The following is a 16596-nucleotide window of genomic DNA, read 5'->3' as shown; positions in this document are numbered from 1 at the left end:
CGGAGGATGGAGGGGTAACCACAGCGGGAAGGCACCGGCGTGGACGCTACCGAGGACAGTGACTACGTCACCTGGCTGCAGAACAGGTCCATGCTCGCGAAGGCGGAGCAGATCGCCGGGCGGTTCTCCGGGGTCACCGCCATGTCGCAGACCCCGTTCGGGAACCCGAACCCGGCGGCGGTGGGCCGGTCGTCGGTGTGGTTCACCGCCTATCCGCCGTCGATGATCACCAAGCCGGGCCGCAGTTTCCTGGCCACCCTCGGCGACGAGGACCTGTGGCGTGCCTTCGAGGCGATCGGCATCACCGCCGTGCACACCGGACCGCTGAAACGGGCCGGCGGGATCTTCGGGCGGGAGGCGACGCCGAGCGTCGACGGGCATTTCGACCGGATCAGCACCGAGATCGACGAAATCTTCGGCACCGAGCCCGAGTTCCGGCGGATGTGCGACGTGGCCGCCGCGCACGGCGGCGTGGTGATCGACGACATCGTGCCCGGGCACACCGGCAAGGGCCCGGACTTCCGGCTGGCCGAGATGAAGGTCGGCGACTATCCCGGGATCTATCACATGGTGGAGATCCCGCCCGAGGACTGGCATCTGCTGGCGGAGGTGCCGCCGGGGCGGGACTCGGTCAATCTCGGCGCGGAGGCCGAGCGCCGTCTGCAGGAGGCCGGGTACATCGTCGGCCCGTTGCAGCGGGTCATCTTCCAGGAGGACGGGGTCAAGGACACCAACTGGAGCGCGACCGCGCCGGTCACCGGCGCCGACGGGGTCTGCCGGCGCTGGGTCTACCTGCACTACTTCAAGGACGGGCAGCCCACGATCAACTGGCTCGACCCGACCTTCGCCGGGATGCGCCTGGTCATCGGCGATGCCCTGCACTCGCTCAGCCATCTCGGCGCCGGCGCGCTGCGGCTGGACGCCAACGGGTTCCTGGCGGTCGAGCGCAACTCGCGGCCCGGCGAGCCCGCCTGGTCCGAGGGGCACCCGCTGTCCGGGGCGGTCAACCAGCTGATCGCGAGCATGGTCCGCAAGGTCGGCGGATTCACGTTCCAGGAGCTCAACCTGGCGATCGACGACATCAAACAGACCTCCGAACGAGGGCCCGATCTGTCGTACGACTTCGTCAACCGGCCCGCCTACGTGCACGCGCTCGCCACCGGTGACACCGAGTTCCTGCGGCTGACCCTCAACCTGGCGCTGCGCCTCGGACTGCCACCGAGCCGCCTGGTGCACGCACTGCAGAACCACGACGAGATGACGTACGAGTTGGTGCACTTCGCCGGCCCGCACCGGGACGACCTCTTCCCGTTCCGGGGCCGCTCGATACCCGGCGCGGAACTGGCCGGCACCGTCCGCCGGGAGCTGATCGAGCGGCTGACCGGCGAGGCCGCCCCGTACAACGGCATCTTCACCACCAACGGCATCGCCTGCACGACCGCCACCGTGATCGCCGCCGCCCTCGGCATCCGCGACCTCACCGGCCTCGACGCCCGGCAGATCGAGACGATCAAGCGGGCCCATCTGCTGCTGGCCATGTTCAACGCCCTGCAGCCGGGGGTCTTCGCGATCTCCGGCTGGGACCTGTGCGGCATGCTCACCCTGCCCCGGCAGCGGATCCCCGACCTGCTCGCGTCCGGCGACACCCGCTGGATCCACCGCGGCGCCTACGACCTGATGGACTACCGCCCCGAGGCCACCGAGTCGCCGTCGAGGATCCCGCGCGGCGAGGCGCTCTACGGGTCGCTTCCCGAGCAGATCGCGGACCCGACCTCGTACGTCCGCCGCCTGTCCGCCATTCTCGACCTGCGCGACCGGCACCGGATCGCCACCAGCGTCCAGGTCGAGGTCCCGCCCACCGGCCACCCGGCCGTCCTCGCGATGATCCACCGGCTCGACACCGGCCGCATGCAGGCGACCGTCCTGAACTTCTCCGGCGAGGCCGCCACCGCCCGCCCGGCGAGCGAGCACCTGCCCGCCGACGCCCTCACCCTGCAACCGTGGGAGGGAAGGTGCCTGCTCATCGGCCCGCCGTCCGGATCATCGCCCGCGGAGTAGTCGTGAGCGCGGCACGACGACCGCGGGATCGGATCACGTCGGTACGGCTCCGCGGGCGTTGACGTCAACGGTCGTGGAATTTATGGTCGGGGCGGAACTCTTCGCCCGTTGAATTCCTCGTCGACCGCTCGGGAAGGGCGACGTCATGAGCACCTCGGTCATTCAGGTGGAGGGACTGGTCAAGTCCTTCGGGTCGTTCCGAGCGCTGGACGGGCTGGACCTGCACGTCGCCCAGGGTGAGGTGCACGGGTTCCTGGGGCCGAACGGCGCGGGCAAGTCGACCACGATCCGGGTGCTGCTGGGCCTGCTCAAGGCCGACGCCGGTCAGGTGCGGGTGCTCGGCGGCGATCCGTGGCGGGACGTAGTCGGCCTGCACCGGCGGCTCGCGTACGTGCCGGGCGACGTGTCGCTGTGGCCGGGCATGACCGGCGGTGAGGCGATCGACCTGCTCGGCAAGTTGCGGGGCGGGCTCGACGAGGCCCGCCGCAAGGAGCTGCTGGAGCGCTTCGATCTCGATCCGACCAAGCGCGGCCGGCAGTACTCCAAGGGCAACCGGCAGAAGGTCGCCCTGGTCGCCGCCCTCGCCTCCGACGTCGACCTGCTGATCTTGGACGAGCCGACCTCGGGCCTGGACCCGTTGATGGAGGCGATCTTCCAGGAGGAGATCGCCAAGGAGAAGGCCCGGGGTCGCAGCGTGCTGCTGTCCAGCCACATCCTGAGCGAGGCCGAGGCCCTGGCCGACCGGATCAGCATCATCCGCGCCGGAAAGGTGGTGGAGACCGGAACTCTCGACCAGCTGCGCCGGCGGACCCGCACCACGATCCACGCCGTCTTCGCCGAGCCGCCGGCGAGCCTGGACGACCTGACCGCCGTGCACGACGCCCGGCTGAAGGACGGCCGGTTCACCGGCACCGTCGACGCCGGCCGGCTCAACGCCGCGATGGCCGAGCTGAGCCGCTACCCGCTCACCTCCCTGACCGTGGCGCCGCCCTCGCTCGAGGAGCTGTTCCTGCGGCAGTACAACGAAGGCCGGGACAACGAAGGCCGGGACAACGAGAGCGGCGCCGCATGAACCAGACGCTGACCGGAGCGCGGCCGCTGCTGCGCGCCGCGATCAAGCAGGACGCCCGCAACATCGGCCCCTGGATCGTGCTGATCTCCGCGTTGTCGGCGTCGTCGGTGCTGGCCTACGCGTGGGTGTTCCCCGACCTGGCCGATCGGCAGCAGCTGGCGGCCACGCTCGGCGCCAACCCGGCCCTGAGCCTGATCTTCGGGCCGGCCCGTGACCTGCTGACCGCCGACGGTTTCAACGCGTGGCGGGCCGGCGGCCTCGGCGCCTTCTTCGCCGGGCTCATGACGATCTTCATCGTGGTCCGCAACAGCCGCGCCGACGAGGACTCCGGCCAGGCCGAGCTGCTGGCCTCGGGCGTGATGGGCCGGCAGACCCGCCTGGCCGCCGCATTGATCATGGCGGCCCTCGCCTCGGTCGTCCTCGGCGTCGTCTCCTGGCTGCTGACGGTCGCCTGCGGTGGCGGCTGGCTGAACTCCCTGGCCCTGTCGGCGACCTTCACCGCCGCCGGGCTGATCTTCGCGGGCGTCGCCGGCGTCGCGGCGCAGATCGGCTCGGACGCGCGCACCGCCAACAGCATCGCGGTGGCGACCGCGGGCGTCTTCTACATCATGCGCGGCTTCTTCGATGCCAGCGAGGCGCCGGCCTGGACGGGGTGGCTCACCCCGTTCGGCTGGCTCGAACGGGTTCGCCCGGCGACCGGCAACCACGCCTGGCCGCTGTTGCTCGCGCTCGGGCTCGCGCTCGTGCTGGCCGCGGTCGCGCTGGTGCTGCACGCCCGCCGCGACTTCGGTCTCGGCATGATCGCTCCCCGGCGCGGCCCGGCCCGTGGCGGCTGGGCGGCCGGCGTCTGGGGTCTCGCGGTTCGGATCAACCGCGGATCGCTGATCTCCTGGCTGATCGCGTTCGCCGCCCTGGGCACGGTGTTCGGGTTCCTGGCCACCTCCGTCGGCGACATCTTCGCCGACAGCCCCCTGGTCCGCTCCAGCGCGACCACTCAGGCCGGCCTGACCTTCGCGTTCCTGGTCACGATCCTCCAGCTGGTGGGGATCATCGCCGCCGTCTTCGGGGTGCAGATCGTCATGCGCGTGTACGCCGAGGAGGTCGACTACCGCGTCGAGCCGGTGCTCGCCGGGGCGCTGAGCCGGTCGAAGTTCCTCGCCAGCAACGCGCTCGTCGCCTTCGGCGGTCCGGCCGTGGCCCTGCTGATCAGCGGCACCGTCATCGGCCTGATCGCGTCGGCGGCCGAGCCGGACCTCGCCGCCGGAGACGTCATCGGCCAGGCGCTGGCGACGATCCCCGCGGTGTGGACCCTGGTCGCGCTCGCGCTGGCCGCGGTCGGCGCCAACCCCCGGGTCCGGCTGGTGGGCTGGCTCGGCGTGGTCGCCACCTTCGCCCTGACCCTGCTCGGCCCGCTGTTCCGGCTGTGGGACTGGATCCTGGGGATCAGCCCGCTCTGGCACGTCCCGAACGTCACCGCCACCGACCCCGACTGGTCCGGCCTGGCCTGGGTCACGCTGGTCGCCCTGGCGCTGACCGCGGTCGCGTTCGCCGGATTTCGGCGGCGCGACGTCATATGAGCTGCTCCCAGGCGGCCATCGCACAGGTGATGACCGCCTCGAGGTCGTCGCGGGTCGCGCCGTCCCGGGCCTGTATCGACAGCCCCTGCATCACGGTCGTGTAGTAGCGGGCGACCGCGTCGACCCGTTCCGGTGGCGCTGAGAGGTCGCGGGCCAGGCGCTCCCGGATGGTCGCGTACTGGTCGCGGCGGCGGTCGGCGAGGAACTCCCGGATCGCGTGGTTCTCGATCGCTCCGATCGGGGCGGCCAGGATGAGCATGCAGTAGTGCGGCGTGTCCGGCCCGGTGATCTGGTCGGCGGTCGCCCGCAGCATCGCGTGGATCGCGGACCGGGCGGTCGGCTCGTCACGTAGCGCGCGGCGGGGCGGCTCGCCCGAGGTCGTCGCGTAGCGGGCCATGACCTGCCGGAAAAGGTTCTCCTTGCTGCCGAAGCAGGCGTAGATGCTGGCCGAGGCGATGCCCATGGCCTGGGCCAGGTCGTTCAGCGACGTCCCCTCGTACCCGCGCTCCCAGAACAGATCGAGCGCCGCGCGCAGGGCCGCGTCGGGGTCGAAGGTGCGCGGCCGGCCGCGTGTCGCCATCGGGTGCGCCTCCGAAGAGATTTGTTGGTCGATCGCTCAAGATTACCTTGACCGGCGCGGGCACGACCGGGCACCCTTTGTTGGTCGATCGACAAACAAAGTCGACCAACAAAGTCGGCAAACAAAAGGAGCAGCCGTGCGTGCCTTGCAGCAGACGTCCCTGAACGGCCCCCGAGACCTGCGCCTGATCACCGACGCGCCGGCGCCGGCGCCGGGCCCGGGCGAGGTCCTGATCCGGGTCACCGCGGCCGGCGTCAACTTCGTCGACATCTCCCAGGCCCGCGGCGACTTCGCGGGCGGCCCGCGCCCGCCCTACGTGGCCGGCATCGAGGGCGCCGGCGAGGTCACCGCCGTGGGCGAAGGGGTGACCGGCCTGGAACCCGGCGCCCACGTCATCGGCGTCGGCATCAACGGCGGCGCCTTCGCCGAGCAGATGGTGCTGCCCGCGGCCGGGGCGGTCCCGGTGCCCGCGGGCTGGGCCGACGAGCAGGCGCTCGGCCTGGTCGTGAGCTGGCCGACCGCGCTCGCGGCGCTGCGACCGCTGGGCGGCCTCGCGGCGGGGCAGACGGTGGTGATCCATGCCGCCGCGGGTGGGACGGGACAGGCGGCGGTACGGATGGCCAAGCACTACGGCGCGACGGTGATCGCCACCGCCTCGCCGGGCAAGCACGAGGTGGTCCGGGCGCTGGGCGCCGACCACGTCCTCGACTCCCGCGGCCCGGACATCGCCGCCGACGTCCGGCGGCTGACCGGCGGCGCGGGCGCCGACCTCGTGCTGGAGTCGGCCGGCGGCGCCACCCTCGAGGCCAGCCTGGCCGCCGCCAAGCGGGTCACCGGCCGGGTCGTCGTCTACGGCCTGGCCGCCGGAAACGCGACGGTGACCAGCTGGGACCTGGTATACCGGCACCAGGTCCAGGTCGTCGGCCTCAACATCGGCATCCTGATCCAGGCCGCGCCACAGATCTTCGGCGCGGTCATGGGCGAGCTGTTCGGCCTCGTCGCGGCCGGCGTGCTCGGCCCCGGCGAACCGGCCGTGCACGAGCTGGCCGAGGGTCCCAAGGTGCTCGCGGAGCTGGCGGCGCGGGCGACCGTGGGCAAGCTGGCCCTACGACCCTGAGCCCTTGCGGACGATTGATAGCGATAGATATCGTTCGGTCTTGGCGATGTGTGTTCGCTCTTGGCGGGAGGCACGGGGATGACTCGATGGCTGCGAGCGCTCGCGGGCCTGATGCTGGCTGTGGTGACGGTGGCGCCCCTGCCGGAGCAACCGGCCGTCAAACCGGCGGCGGCGGTCCACGCGGTCACCTTCGACGGCTACTCGTTCCTCGTCGACGGGCAGCGGACGTACCTCTGGTCGGGGGAGTTCCACTACTTCCGGCTGCCCAGCCCCAGCCTCTGGCTCGACATCTTCCAGAAGATGAAGGCGGCCGGCTTCAACGCCACCTCGCTCTACTTCGACTGGGGCTACCACTCGCCGCGGCCCGGCGTCTACGACTTCACCGGCGTCCGCGACGTCGATCTGCTGCTGGACATGGCCGAGCAGGCCGGCCTGTACGTCATCGCGCGGCCCGCGCCGTACATCAATGCCGAGGTCGACGGCGGCGGGCTGCCCGGCTGGCTCACCACCAAGGACGAGAAGAATCGCACGAACGACCCCCAATTTCTCGCGTACGCCGATGAATGGCTCACCCGGATCGACCAGATCGTGGCCCGGCACCAGCTGACCAACGGCACCGGCTCGGTCATCGCCTATCAGGTCGAGAACGAGTACTACAACGGCAACGCGGCCGGCCGGCAATACATGCAGCACCTCGCGGACAAGGCCCGCGCCGACGGCATCACCGTGCCGTTGACCGGCAACAACAACGGCACGTTCAACGACGGCGTGGGCCGGCTCGACATCGACGGGCCCGACGCGTACCCCCAAGGTTTCGATTGTTCGAATCCGACGGTGTGGCGGGGCGTGCCGGACATCAGCTACGACCACCCGGAAGGACGGCCGCTCTACACGCCGGAATTCCAGGGCGGCGCCTTCGACCCGTGGGGCGGGCCGGGCTACGACAAATGCGCGCAGCTCATCAACGACCAGTTCGCGAACGTGTTCTACAAGAACAACATCGCGGTCGGCGCGACCGCGCAGAGCTTCTACATGACGTACGGCGGGACCAACTGGGGCTGGCTCGGCATGCCGCAGAACTACACGTCGTACGACTACGGCGCGGCCATTCGCGAGACCCGGCAACTGGATCCGAAGTACGACCAGGACAAGCTCATCGGCTATCTGACCCAGTCGATGCCGGACCTCACCAAGACCGACCGCATCCCGGTGACGCCGCCCGACGACGCGGCCATTGTCGACACCGCGCGCCGCAATCCCGACACCGGCGCCCAGTTCCACGTGTTGAGGCACAACGACTCGACGTCCACCGCGGTCGACAGGACGCACATCGCCATCGACTTCAATGCGCGGGCGACGACGTCCTACACCTATGACGACGCCGACCCGGCGCTGCAATACGCGGGCGCCTGGTCGCACGTGGCCAACGAGAGCTACACCGGAAGCGACTACCAGAAGTCCGAATCGTTCGCCAACGTCGCCGGCGACTCGCTCACCATTCCGTTCACCGGCCCCGCGATCCGCTGGATCGGATCCAAGACCAGCAATCACGGGTACGCCGACGTCTATGTCGACGACGTCAAGCAGGCCACCGTGGATTGCTCCGGCGGCGCCGCCCAGGCCGTTCTCTTCCAGGCGACCGGTCTCGCCGACGGACCGCACACCCTGAAGATCGTGGTGACCGGCACGCACGCCGCCGGATCGTCCGACAACTTCGTCTCGATCGACGCGATCGACCTGCCCCCGGCCGTGGCCACGACCGAACCGGTCTATCCCACCGTGCCGCAGAAGCCGGGAACCGCGATCACCCTGAACGGCCGCGACTCCCGGCTGCTCGTCGCCGACGCCAAGCTCGGCCGGACGCAGTTGCAGTACTCGACCTCGGAGCTGCTCACCCAGGCCGCGATCGGGCCCCGCGACGTGGCCGTCCTGTACGGCGACCCGGGCACCGACGGCGAGACCGTGCTGCGCTTCGCGTCCAAGCCGGCCGTGCAGGGCGCGGTCGAGCAGACCTGGGACCCGGCGACCGGCGACCTGCGGCTCAACTACACGCACGGCGGGCTGACCCGGGTCACGGTGACCGAGCCGGGCCGGCGGCCGCTGCTGCTCCTGCTGGCCGACAAGCCGACCGCCGCGACGTTCTGGCGTCAGGACACGGCGACCGGGCCGGTGCTGGTGCGCGGCACCCACCTGCTGCGGACGGCCACGAGCGTCGCCGGCGGCCGGGTCCTCGAACTGACCGGCGACAACGGAACCGATCCGGCCATCGAGGTGTTCAGCGCGGCGACCACCGTTCGGTGGAACGGCTCGATCGTCTCCCACGGCGCCATTCCCACCGCCGCGCCGATTTCCCTGCCGGCCCTGACCGACTGGAAGCATCGGGCCGAATCGCCGGAGGCGCAGCCCGGATTCGACGACTCGAGCTGGCCGGTGGCCGACAAGACGAGCACGTTCAGCGTCACCGGCCCCGGAACGCTGCCGGTCCTCTACGCCGACGACTACGGATTCCACACCGGCAGCACCTGGTACCGCGGCCGGTTCCCGACCTCGTCCGGCGCCACCGGCGTGTACCTCACCTCCGATTCCGGCGGCCGCGCGCAGGCCTTCTCGGTCTGGGTCAACGGCGCCTTCCTGGGCAGCTCGACGAACGGCGCCGGCAATTTCGCGTTCCCCGCGGGCGTGCTGAAGACCAGCGGCGACAACATCGTCTCGGTGCTGACCGTCAACATGGGTCACGAGGAGGACTACAACTCCAGCAATGGCAACAAGGCGGCCCGCGGGCTCACCGGCGCCTCGCTCCTCGGCGCGCCCACCACGCCGATCACGTGGCGGCTCCAGGGCGTACGCGGGGGAGAGAATTTGATTGATCCGGTGCGCGGGCCACTCGCCACCGGCGGATTGTTCGGGGAGCGGGCCGGCTGGCAGCTGCCCGGGTTCGACGACCGTCATTGGGAGAAGGCCGGCCGGGACACCACTCCGGGCGTCTCCTGGTATCGCACGACCGCCGATCTGCGCCTGCCGAAGGGCCAGGACACCTCGATCGGGCTGACCATCGCCGACGACCCGTCGCATCGTTACCGGGCCGAGCTCTACGTCAATGGCTGGCTGATCGGCAACTACGTCAACTACCTCGGACCGCAGCACAGCTTCCCGATCCCGAACGGCATTCTGCGGACCGCCGGGCGCAACACGATCGCCATCGCGGTCTGGAACCTGGACGGCACGACCGGCGGCCTCGGTCAGGTCTCGCTGACCAATTACGGAAGCTATGCGTCGCCGCTGAAGGTGGCCGGCGTGGCCAGCCCCGGCTATGACGCCCGTCAATACGCCATCCCGCCGGCGCCGAAGGTCCACGTCGATCTCCAGGCGCCGTCCAGCGTGCAGCCCGGTGTGCCGTTCACCGCCACGGCGAAGGTGACCGGCCCGCGGCCCCTCGTCGCGCACGCGACCGCCGTCCTGACCGCGCCCGCCGGCTGGACCGTCGCCGCGACCACCCCGTTCACGTGGCAGGTGACCCCGCCGACCGGCGCCCAGCCGCCGACGGCCGCGATCGCGGTGACCGTCTCCTACCCGGGCGGGACCGCGCGCGACGAGCGCATCGTCGGCGACTACGCGCCGCCGCCCGCGGGCTCGGTCGCGGTGAGCGACCTGCCGTTCCTCTCGGCGACCAACGGCTGGGGCCCGGTCGAGCGCGACACGAGCAACGGCGAGCAGGCGGCCGGCGACGGCAAGCCGATCACCATCGCCGGCCAGGCGTACCCCAAGGGCCTGGGCACCAACGCGGTCAGCGACGTCCAGGTCTACCTCGGCGGCCGGTGCACCCGCTTCACCGCCGGCGCCGGCGTCGACGACGAGCAGAACGGCGCGGGCACCGTGACCTTCGAGGTCCTCGCCGACGGCCGGTCGCTGGCCACCACCCCGGTCCTCAAGGGACGCCAGGCGGCCACCGCGATCGACGTCGACGTCACCGGCGCCCAGGCCCTGGACCTGGTCGTCGGCGACGGCGGCGACGGGAACGGCAACGACCACGGCGACTGGGCGGCGCCCACCCTGACCTGCGGCTGAGGCCGCGTCCTCAGCTCAGCGTCCACCTCTGGTTGGCCGCGCCGGTGCACGTCCACAGCTCGATCGGCGAGTTGTTGGCGGTCGCGGCGCCGGTCACGTCCAGGCAGAGGCCCGACTGCACCCCGGTGATCGTGCCGTCGCCGTTGACGGTCCATTGCTGGTTGGTCTGGCCGTTGCAGTCCCAGATCTCCACCTTGGTGCCGGGCGAGGTCTGGTTGTCGTACGCGTCCAGGCACTTGCCGAGGACCACCAGCTGGCTGCCGCTGCGCGTCCACTGCTGGTTGCCGCCGCCGTGGCAGTCCCAGATCACCAGCTGGGCGCCGTTGGTGGTCGTGCTGTTCGGATCGTCCAGGCACCGGTTCGACCCGGCCCCCCGGATGGTCACCGCGCCGGTGCCGCCGCTCGTGGTGCCGCCCGACACCCGGTACATCACCACGCCGTGCCCCGGCACGCTCGCGCTGATCGCCCCGGCCGTGCTGCGGCTCGTGCCGGCCCACAGGTCGGCCAGCCCGTAGCTGGCCGCGCCGGACTTGCCGATCGCCGACACGCTCGTGGTGATCGTCGCGGTCGCGGCGTTCTCGTTGAACAGCACCACCGACACGTCGCCGTTGGCCAGCGGCTTCGCCAGCACGTCGAGCCCGCCGGACGAGCTGACCATCCGGCCCTGCTTGCCCGCCGAGTCCTGGTCGACGGCGATCACCGCCCGGTTGCCGAGGATCGACAGCGTGGTCGCGCTGGCGTTGACCAGGTTGTTGCCGGCCAGCAGCGGCGCCGCCATCTCCGCCCAGAGGCTGAAGTGCGCACGGTCCTCGGTCGCCGACATGCCGTTGCCGACCTCGAGCATGTCCGGGTCGTTCCACCGGCCGGGCCCGGCATAGCCGGACAGCCCCACGTTCTGGTGGAAGATTGACACCATGCTGCCGAAGCTGGCCTGGATGTCGCCGGTGGTGCGCCACAGGTTGCCCACGTCACCGGCCCAGGTCCACGGCGCGTTCACGCCCCACTCGCAGATGCTGTAGACGATCGGCCGCCCGGTCGCCGCCAGCGCGTCCCGCATCGCCGAGTACCGCGCGATGTACTGCTGGGTCGTGCTCGAGCCGTTGTTGTTGCAGTTGTCGTACTTGAGATAGTCGACGCCCCACGCGGCGAAGGAACGCGCGTCCTGCGCCTCATGGCCGAGGCTGCCCGGGTAGCCGGCGCAGGTCGCCGTGCCGGCATCCTCGTAGATGCCCAACTTCAAACCCTTCCCATGGACGTACGCCGCGGTGCCGGCGATCCCGTCGGGAAACTTGGCGTAGTCGGGCTGCAGGTTGCCGGCCGCGTCCCGGCTCTGCTGCATCCAGCAGTCGTCGATGTTCACGTACTGGTAGCCCGCGCCGGCCAGCCCGGCCGACACGATCTTGTCGGCGGTCTGCTTCACCAGCGACTCCGACACATTGCAGCCGTACGCGTTCCAGTCGTTCCAGCCCATCGGCGGGGTCAGCGCGAGGTTGTTGGGCAGGGCCTGCGCCGGGGTCGCGGTCCGCACGTCGATGCCCCAGCTCGTCACGCCGGCCGCCAGCAGCAGCACCGCGATCCGGATCAGCCAGCGGCGGTTTGTCATCAACATCCGTCGACCCTCATTCCTGCCGGGCTTTTCGCCGGGAGTTAACGCATTCACGTATATCACTATGTAACGAAGGTTGACAGTAGCGCCGGCCGACCGGTCCCTGGCCCGGAGCCGACCAGGGTTCATCACTGGCGCGAGGCGCGCCCGGGACGACCAGGCTCAGGGGTGTCCGTGCAGGTTCCGAGAGAGGCTGTGTCCGAGATGACCACGCTCGATCAGCAGGCCGGCGGCGCCATCCGGCCCTTCACCGTGCAGATTCCCAAAGACGCGCTCGACGATCTTCAGCACCGCCTGGCGGCGACGCGCTGGTCGAGCCGCGAGATCGTCGACGACCGCTCGCAGGGCGTGCAGCTGGCCACGATGCAGGCACTGCGCCAGTACTGGGCCACCGAGTACGACGCGGGCCGGGTCGCGTCCCGGCTGAATGCGCTGCCCCAGTTCACCACCGAGATCGACGGTGTGGACATCCACTTCGTGCACGTGCGGTCCGAGCACGAGGACGCGCTGCCGCTGATCATGACGCACGGCTGGCCCGGCTCGGTCATCGAGATGCTCGACTCGGTCGGCCCGCTCACCGACCCCACGGCCCACGGCGGCGCCGCCGGGGACGCGTTCCACCTCGTGCTGCCGTCGCTGCCCGGGTACGGCTTCTCGGGCGAGCCGGCCGAGACCGGGTGGGACCTCGTGCGTACCGCGCGGGCCTGGGCCGAGCTCATGCGCCGGCTCGGCTACGACCGCTACGTGGCCCAGGGCGGCGACGTCGGCGCCGGCGTCACCGACGCGATCGGCCGGCTGGGCCCGGACGGGCTGGCCGGCATCCACACCAACCTGCTCGTGACGGCGCTCAACGACCCCGCGTCGCTGCCGAACGCGACCGACGAGGAACGGGCCGCGCTGGCCGCCCTCAAGACCTTCCAGACCAGCGGGAACGGCTACTTCGTGGAGATGGCCACGCGACCGCAGACCATCGGGTACGCGTTGCTGGACTCCCCGGCCGCCCTGGCCGCCTGGATGATCGACCACGACACCGACGCGTACTACAAGATCGCCCAAGCCTTCGCCGGCGACCAGCCCTCGGGCAACCTCACCCGCGACCACATCCTCGACAACATCACGGCCTACTGGCTGACCGGCACCGGCACGTCCGCGGCCCGCTCGTACTGGGAGGCCTACGGCCCGGACGGGTCCGCGGCCGGCAGCGCGCCGCTCCCGGACCCGCGCGTCCCGGTCGGCTTCAGCGCCTTTCCCGGCGAGATCTGGAAGACGCCGCGCAGCTGGGCCGAGCAGTCCTACCCCACGCTCAACTACTACGGCGCGGTCGATCGCGGCGGCCACTTCGCGGCCTGGGAGGAGCCGGAGCTGTTCGCGGCGGAGTTGCGGGCCGCGTTCCGTCCGCTGCGCTGACGGCGGCCGCCGCGTTCATCGTGGCCCGCCGCGCTCACCGTGGCCCGCCGCGCTCACCGTGGCCCGCCGCGCTCACCGTGGCCCGCCACCTGGCTGCTTACTCGAGGTGAGCAGAGCGATTGTCGCTCTGCTTACCTATGCGTTCCACTCGGCTGCTTACCTATGCGTTCCACCCGGCCGCTTACTCCAGGTGAGCAGAGCGATTGTCGCTCTGCTTACCTATGCGTTCCACCCGGCCGCTTACTCCAGGTAAGCAGAGCGATTTGCGCTCGCGCTCACCGTGGCCCGTCGCGTTCATCGCGGCCCGGAGTGGCCGGCCGCCGATCGGCCGACCACTCCGGTGCGGCGTCTCACGGCGTCGCGCGGACCGGGCGGCCGATCAGGGCCGGCAGATCCGCCATCGCCGTGAAGATGTGGGTGGCGCCGGCCTCCAGCAGCGCCTTCGGCGGGTGGTGGGCCGGGCTGTCGGGTGGGCAGAAGCCGAAGACGGTCGCGCCCGCGGCGACGCCCGCGGTCACGCCGGGGACCGTGTCCTCGACGACCGCCGCGCGGGCCGGGTCGATGCCCAGGGCGGCCGCCGCGGCCAGGTAGACGTCGGGCGCCGGCTTGCTGTGGGGCTGGTCCATGCCGCTGAACATCTTGCCGGCGAAGACCTGGTCGAGGCCGACCTTGTGCAGTTGTAGCCGCACCTTGCCGAGGTCGGCGCCGCTGGCGCAGGCGATCTTGCCGGCCATCCGGGTGTCGATCTCGTGGACCGCGGCCACCGCTCCGGGGATCGGCTGCAGGGACGCCGCCAGCGCCTCGTTGCGGCGGTCGCGGAAGTCGAGCAGCCAGTCGTCGGTGACCACGAAGCCGGTGTGGGCGGTGATGACGGCGGTCTCGTCGCGCAGCGCCCGGCCGACGAACAGCCGGAAACAGTCGGCCGCGCTGATCTGCCAGCCCAGCTCGTGCAGCATCGCCCGGAGGACACCGTTGGTGATGCTCTCCGAGTCGACCAGCACCCCGTCACAGTCGAACAGGACAGCATCGAACATGGCCGCGACACTACCGGCGCGATCAGGACGGCGTTATGAGGCGCGTCTCGTAGGCGACGACCACGGCCTGGACGCGGTCGCGCAGGCCGAGCTTGGCCAGGATGCGGGCGACGTGCGTCTTCACCGTCGCCTCGGACAGGAAGAGGCGGCCGGCGATCTCGACGTTGCTCAGGCCGTGCGCGACCAGCGTCAGGACTTCGCGCTCGCGGGGGGTCAGCGTGGCGAGGTCGCGGTGCAGGGGCGACTCCCGCGGCTCGGGCGTGGTGAAGCGCTCGACGAGGCGGCGGGTGATGCTCGGGGCGAGCAGGGCGTCGCCGTCGCGGACGATGCGGACGGCGGCGACCAGGTACTCGGGGGTGACGTCCTTGAGCAGGAAGCCGCTGGCGCCCAGGCCGAGCGCGGCGTAGACGTAGTTGTCGAGGTCGAACGTGGTCAGCATGATGACGCGGGGCGGGTCGTCGCCGGCCAGGATCCGGCGGGCGGCCTCGATGCCGTCCATCGCCGGCATGCGGATGTCCATCAGGACCACGTCGGGGCCGGTGCGGCGCACCGCCTCGACCGCCTCGGCGCCGGTCTCGGCCTCGCCGACCACGTCGATGCCGTCGGCCGTCAGAATCATCCGGAAGCCCGCGCGTACCAGCGCCTGATCGTCCGCGATCACGACCCGTAGCGGCTCAGTCATCCATCCTCATCGGGTCGGCAGGGGAAGTTGCGCCTGGACACGGTAGCCGCCGGTGAGACGGGTGGCGGCCTGCAGGGTGCCGCCGTAGACCGCGAGCCGCTCGCGGAGGCCGGCCAGCCCCCGCCCGGTGGAGGTGGCGGACTCCGGGGTCGGCTGACCGCCGGTGTCGGTGACGGTGATGCGCAGCTCGTCCGGCGAGTACGTGACGTCGACCGTGGCGCGGGCGCCCGAGGCGTGCTTCACCGTGTTGGTCAGGGCCTCCTGCACGACGCGGTAGGCGGCGAGCTCGAGGCCGGCGGGCAGCGGGAACCGGTCGCCGCTGGTGGTGACGGTGACGTCGATGCCGGCGTCGCGGACCCGGTCGATCAGCGGCGGTAGCTGGGCCAGGCCGGGCTGCGGGGTGAGGGTGTCCTCGTCGTCGTCCGCCGCGGCCAGCAGGCCCATGACGCCGCGGAGCTCGCCGAGGGCCGCGCGGCCGCCCTCCTCGACGGCCAGCAGGGCGTCGCGGGCGGCCTCGGGGGAGTTGTCGAGGACCTTGCGGGCGGCGCCGGCCTGGATGACCATCATCGACACGTTGTGGGTGACGATGTCGTGCAGGTCGCTTGCGATGCGGGCCCGTTCCTGGCGAGTGGCCTCGCGCAGCGCGTCGACCCGTTCGCGGCGCAGCCGGTCGGCGTGCTTGCGCCAGGTGCGCATGCCGTTGACGGCCAGCCCGATCGGCAGCAGCACCAGGAACGGCACGGTGCCGACCGGGACGATCGGCACCGCGAGATCGTGGAACGAGCTGTAGAGCAGGGCCGCGATCGGCAGCGCGGCCAGCGCCAACATCCGATAGGGGCTGTACGCGGCGGCGCTGTACCCGGCGATCACGCAGGCGTAGAACGACACCCGCAGGATGTCGGTGCCCGGGGACTCGCCGTGCAGCGACAGCACCGTGATGCCGAGGATGACCATGAGGGTCGCCAGCGGGTACCGCCGGCGCAGCAGCAGCGGCAGGATCGCGGCGACGGCGATCCAGCCCGGGCCCTGCGGATCGATCGGCACGGCCTCGTAGGGCGGCAACGGCGCGTGGACCGGATCGGGGACGCCGGGGATGCCGGGATAGGGCACCACCATCGCCCCGTCGCTGGTGGTGTCGAACAGGTGCCCGGTGATGTCGGTGCCGCTGACCGCCGCCACGATGAACAGCGCGACGACCAGGACGTCGAAGGCCCAGTTGCGGCGGGTCAGCCGCGGTTGCGGTCCCTCGCGGCGCAATGCCCGCGCGACCGGTCGCAGCGCCCGGAAACGGCGCCAGCGGGAGGGCGGGGGATCAGCGGTCACCGGCTCATTGTGTCCGGCCGGGGGAAGCGTACGCATCCCTCTCCCGACTACGCCGAAAGGATGACGCCGCCCGGC

General features: G+C 71.2%; 11 protein-coding genes. 6 read left to right on the top strand and 5 right to left on the bottom strand.

Annotation, left to right across the window (positions count from 1 at the left end):
• Positions 1-39: 39 nt before the first annotated feature.
• The 3 genes from treS to ACZ6TB_RS23740 all read left to right on the top strand — a co-directional run bounded on the left by treS (position 40) and on the right by ACZ6TB_RS23740 (position 4707).
• Entirely contained in the window at positions 40-2058 is a 2019-nt protein-coding gene (gene treS, locus ACZ6TB_RS23750) for a maltose alpha-D-glucosyltransferase (RefSeq protein ID WP_465557020.1), read from the top strand.
• A 145-nt stretch (positions 2059-2203) separates the two neighbouring features.
• Positions 2204-3130: an ABC transporter ATP-binding protein gene (locus ACZ6TB_RS23745; protein WP_465557018.1), complete on the top strand. Its 927-nt coding sequence runs from the start codon at positions 2204-2206 to the stop codon at positions 3128-3130.
• Entirely contained in the window at positions 3127-4707 is a 1581-nt protein-coding gene (locus ACZ6TB_RS23740) for an ABC transporter permease (RefSeq protein ID WP_465557016.1), read from the top strand. Before ACZ6TB_RS23745 ends, ACZ6TB_RS23740 begins: the two co-directional genes overlap by 4 nt.
• Here the strand turns inward: ACZ6TB_RS23740 and ACZ6TB_RS23735 are convergent.
• A complete protein-coding gene (locus tag ACZ6TB_RS23735) occupies positions 4700-5287 on the bottom strand; it encodes a TetR/AcrR family transcriptional regulator (protein WP_465557014.1) in 588 nt (195 codons plus the stop codon). The two genes, ACZ6TB_RS23740 and ACZ6TB_RS23735, sit on opposite strands and share 8 nt — an antisense overlap.
• 136 nt (positions 5288-5423) lie before the next feature.
• Here ACZ6TB_RS23735 and ACZ6TB_RS23730 point away from each other — a divergent pair, with 136 nt between their 5' ends.
• Both ACZ6TB_RS23730 and ACZ6TB_RS23725 read left to right on the top strand, forming a co-directional pair.
• Positions 5424-6404 (top strand): NADPH:quinone oxidoreductase family protein, encoded by a 981-nt coding sequence (locus ACZ6TB_RS23730; protein ID WP_465557012.1) that lies wholly within the window; start codon positions 5424-5426, stop codon positions 6402-6404.
• 78 nt (positions 6405-6482) lie between these two features.
• Complete coding sequence (locus tag ACZ6TB_RS23725; RefSeq protein ID WP_465557010.1) at positions 6483-10469, top strand: beta-galactosidase; 3987 nt, start codon at positions 6483-6485, stop codon at positions 10467-10469.
• A 10-nt stretch (positions 10470-10479) separates the two neighbouring features.
• Here ACZ6TB_RS23725 and ACZ6TB_RS23720 read toward each other — a convergent pair whose 3' ends face one another.
• Positions 10480-12078, bottom strand: coding sequence for a glycoside hydrolase family 27 protein (locus ACZ6TB_RS23720; protein ID WP_465557008.1), 1599 nt, complete (start codon positions 12076-12078; stop codon positions 10480-10482).
• A 201-nt stretch (positions 12079-12279) separates the two neighbouring features.
• On the opposite strand from ACZ6TB_RS23720, the gene ACZ6TB_RS23715 reads away from it, so the two are divergent.
• Entirely contained in the window at positions 12280-13482 is a 1203-nt protein-coding gene (locus tag ACZ6TB_RS23715) for an epoxide hydrolase family protein (protein WP_465557006.1), read from the top strand.
• 350 nt (positions 13483-13832) lie between these two features.
• Here the strand turns inward: ACZ6TB_RS23715 and ACZ6TB_RS23710 are convergent, their stop codons facing one another.
• From ACZ6TB_RS23710 to ACZ6TB_RS23700, 3 genes are read right to left on the bottom strand one after another with little or no spacing between them, the layout of a single operon-like run.
• A complete protein-coding gene (locus ACZ6TB_RS23710; protein WP_465557004.1) occupies positions 13833-14516 on the bottom strand; it encodes an HAD family hydrolase in 684 nt (227 codons plus the stop codon).
• A gap of 22 nt (positions 14517-14538) precedes the next feature.
• Positions 14539-15198: a response regulator gene (locus ACZ6TB_RS23705; RefSeq protein ID WP_465557002.1), complete on the bottom strand. Its 660-nt coding sequence runs from the start codon at positions 15196-15198 to the stop codon at positions 14539-14541.
• Positions 15199-15204: 6 nt separating this feature from the next.
• Positions 15205-16521 (bottom strand): sensor histidine kinase, encoded by a 1317-nt coding sequence (locus tag ACZ6TB_RS23700; protein WP_465557000.1) that lies wholly within the window; start codon positions 16519-16521, stop codon positions 15205-15207.
• Positions 16522-16596 lie beyond the last annotated feature (75 nt).

The sequence above is a fragment of the Actinoplanes sp. NPDC051537 genome (genome assembly GCF_055586105.1).
Note: the sequence above shows the minus strand (reverse complement) of the source record. Positions and strands in the feature narration are given on the sequence as shown.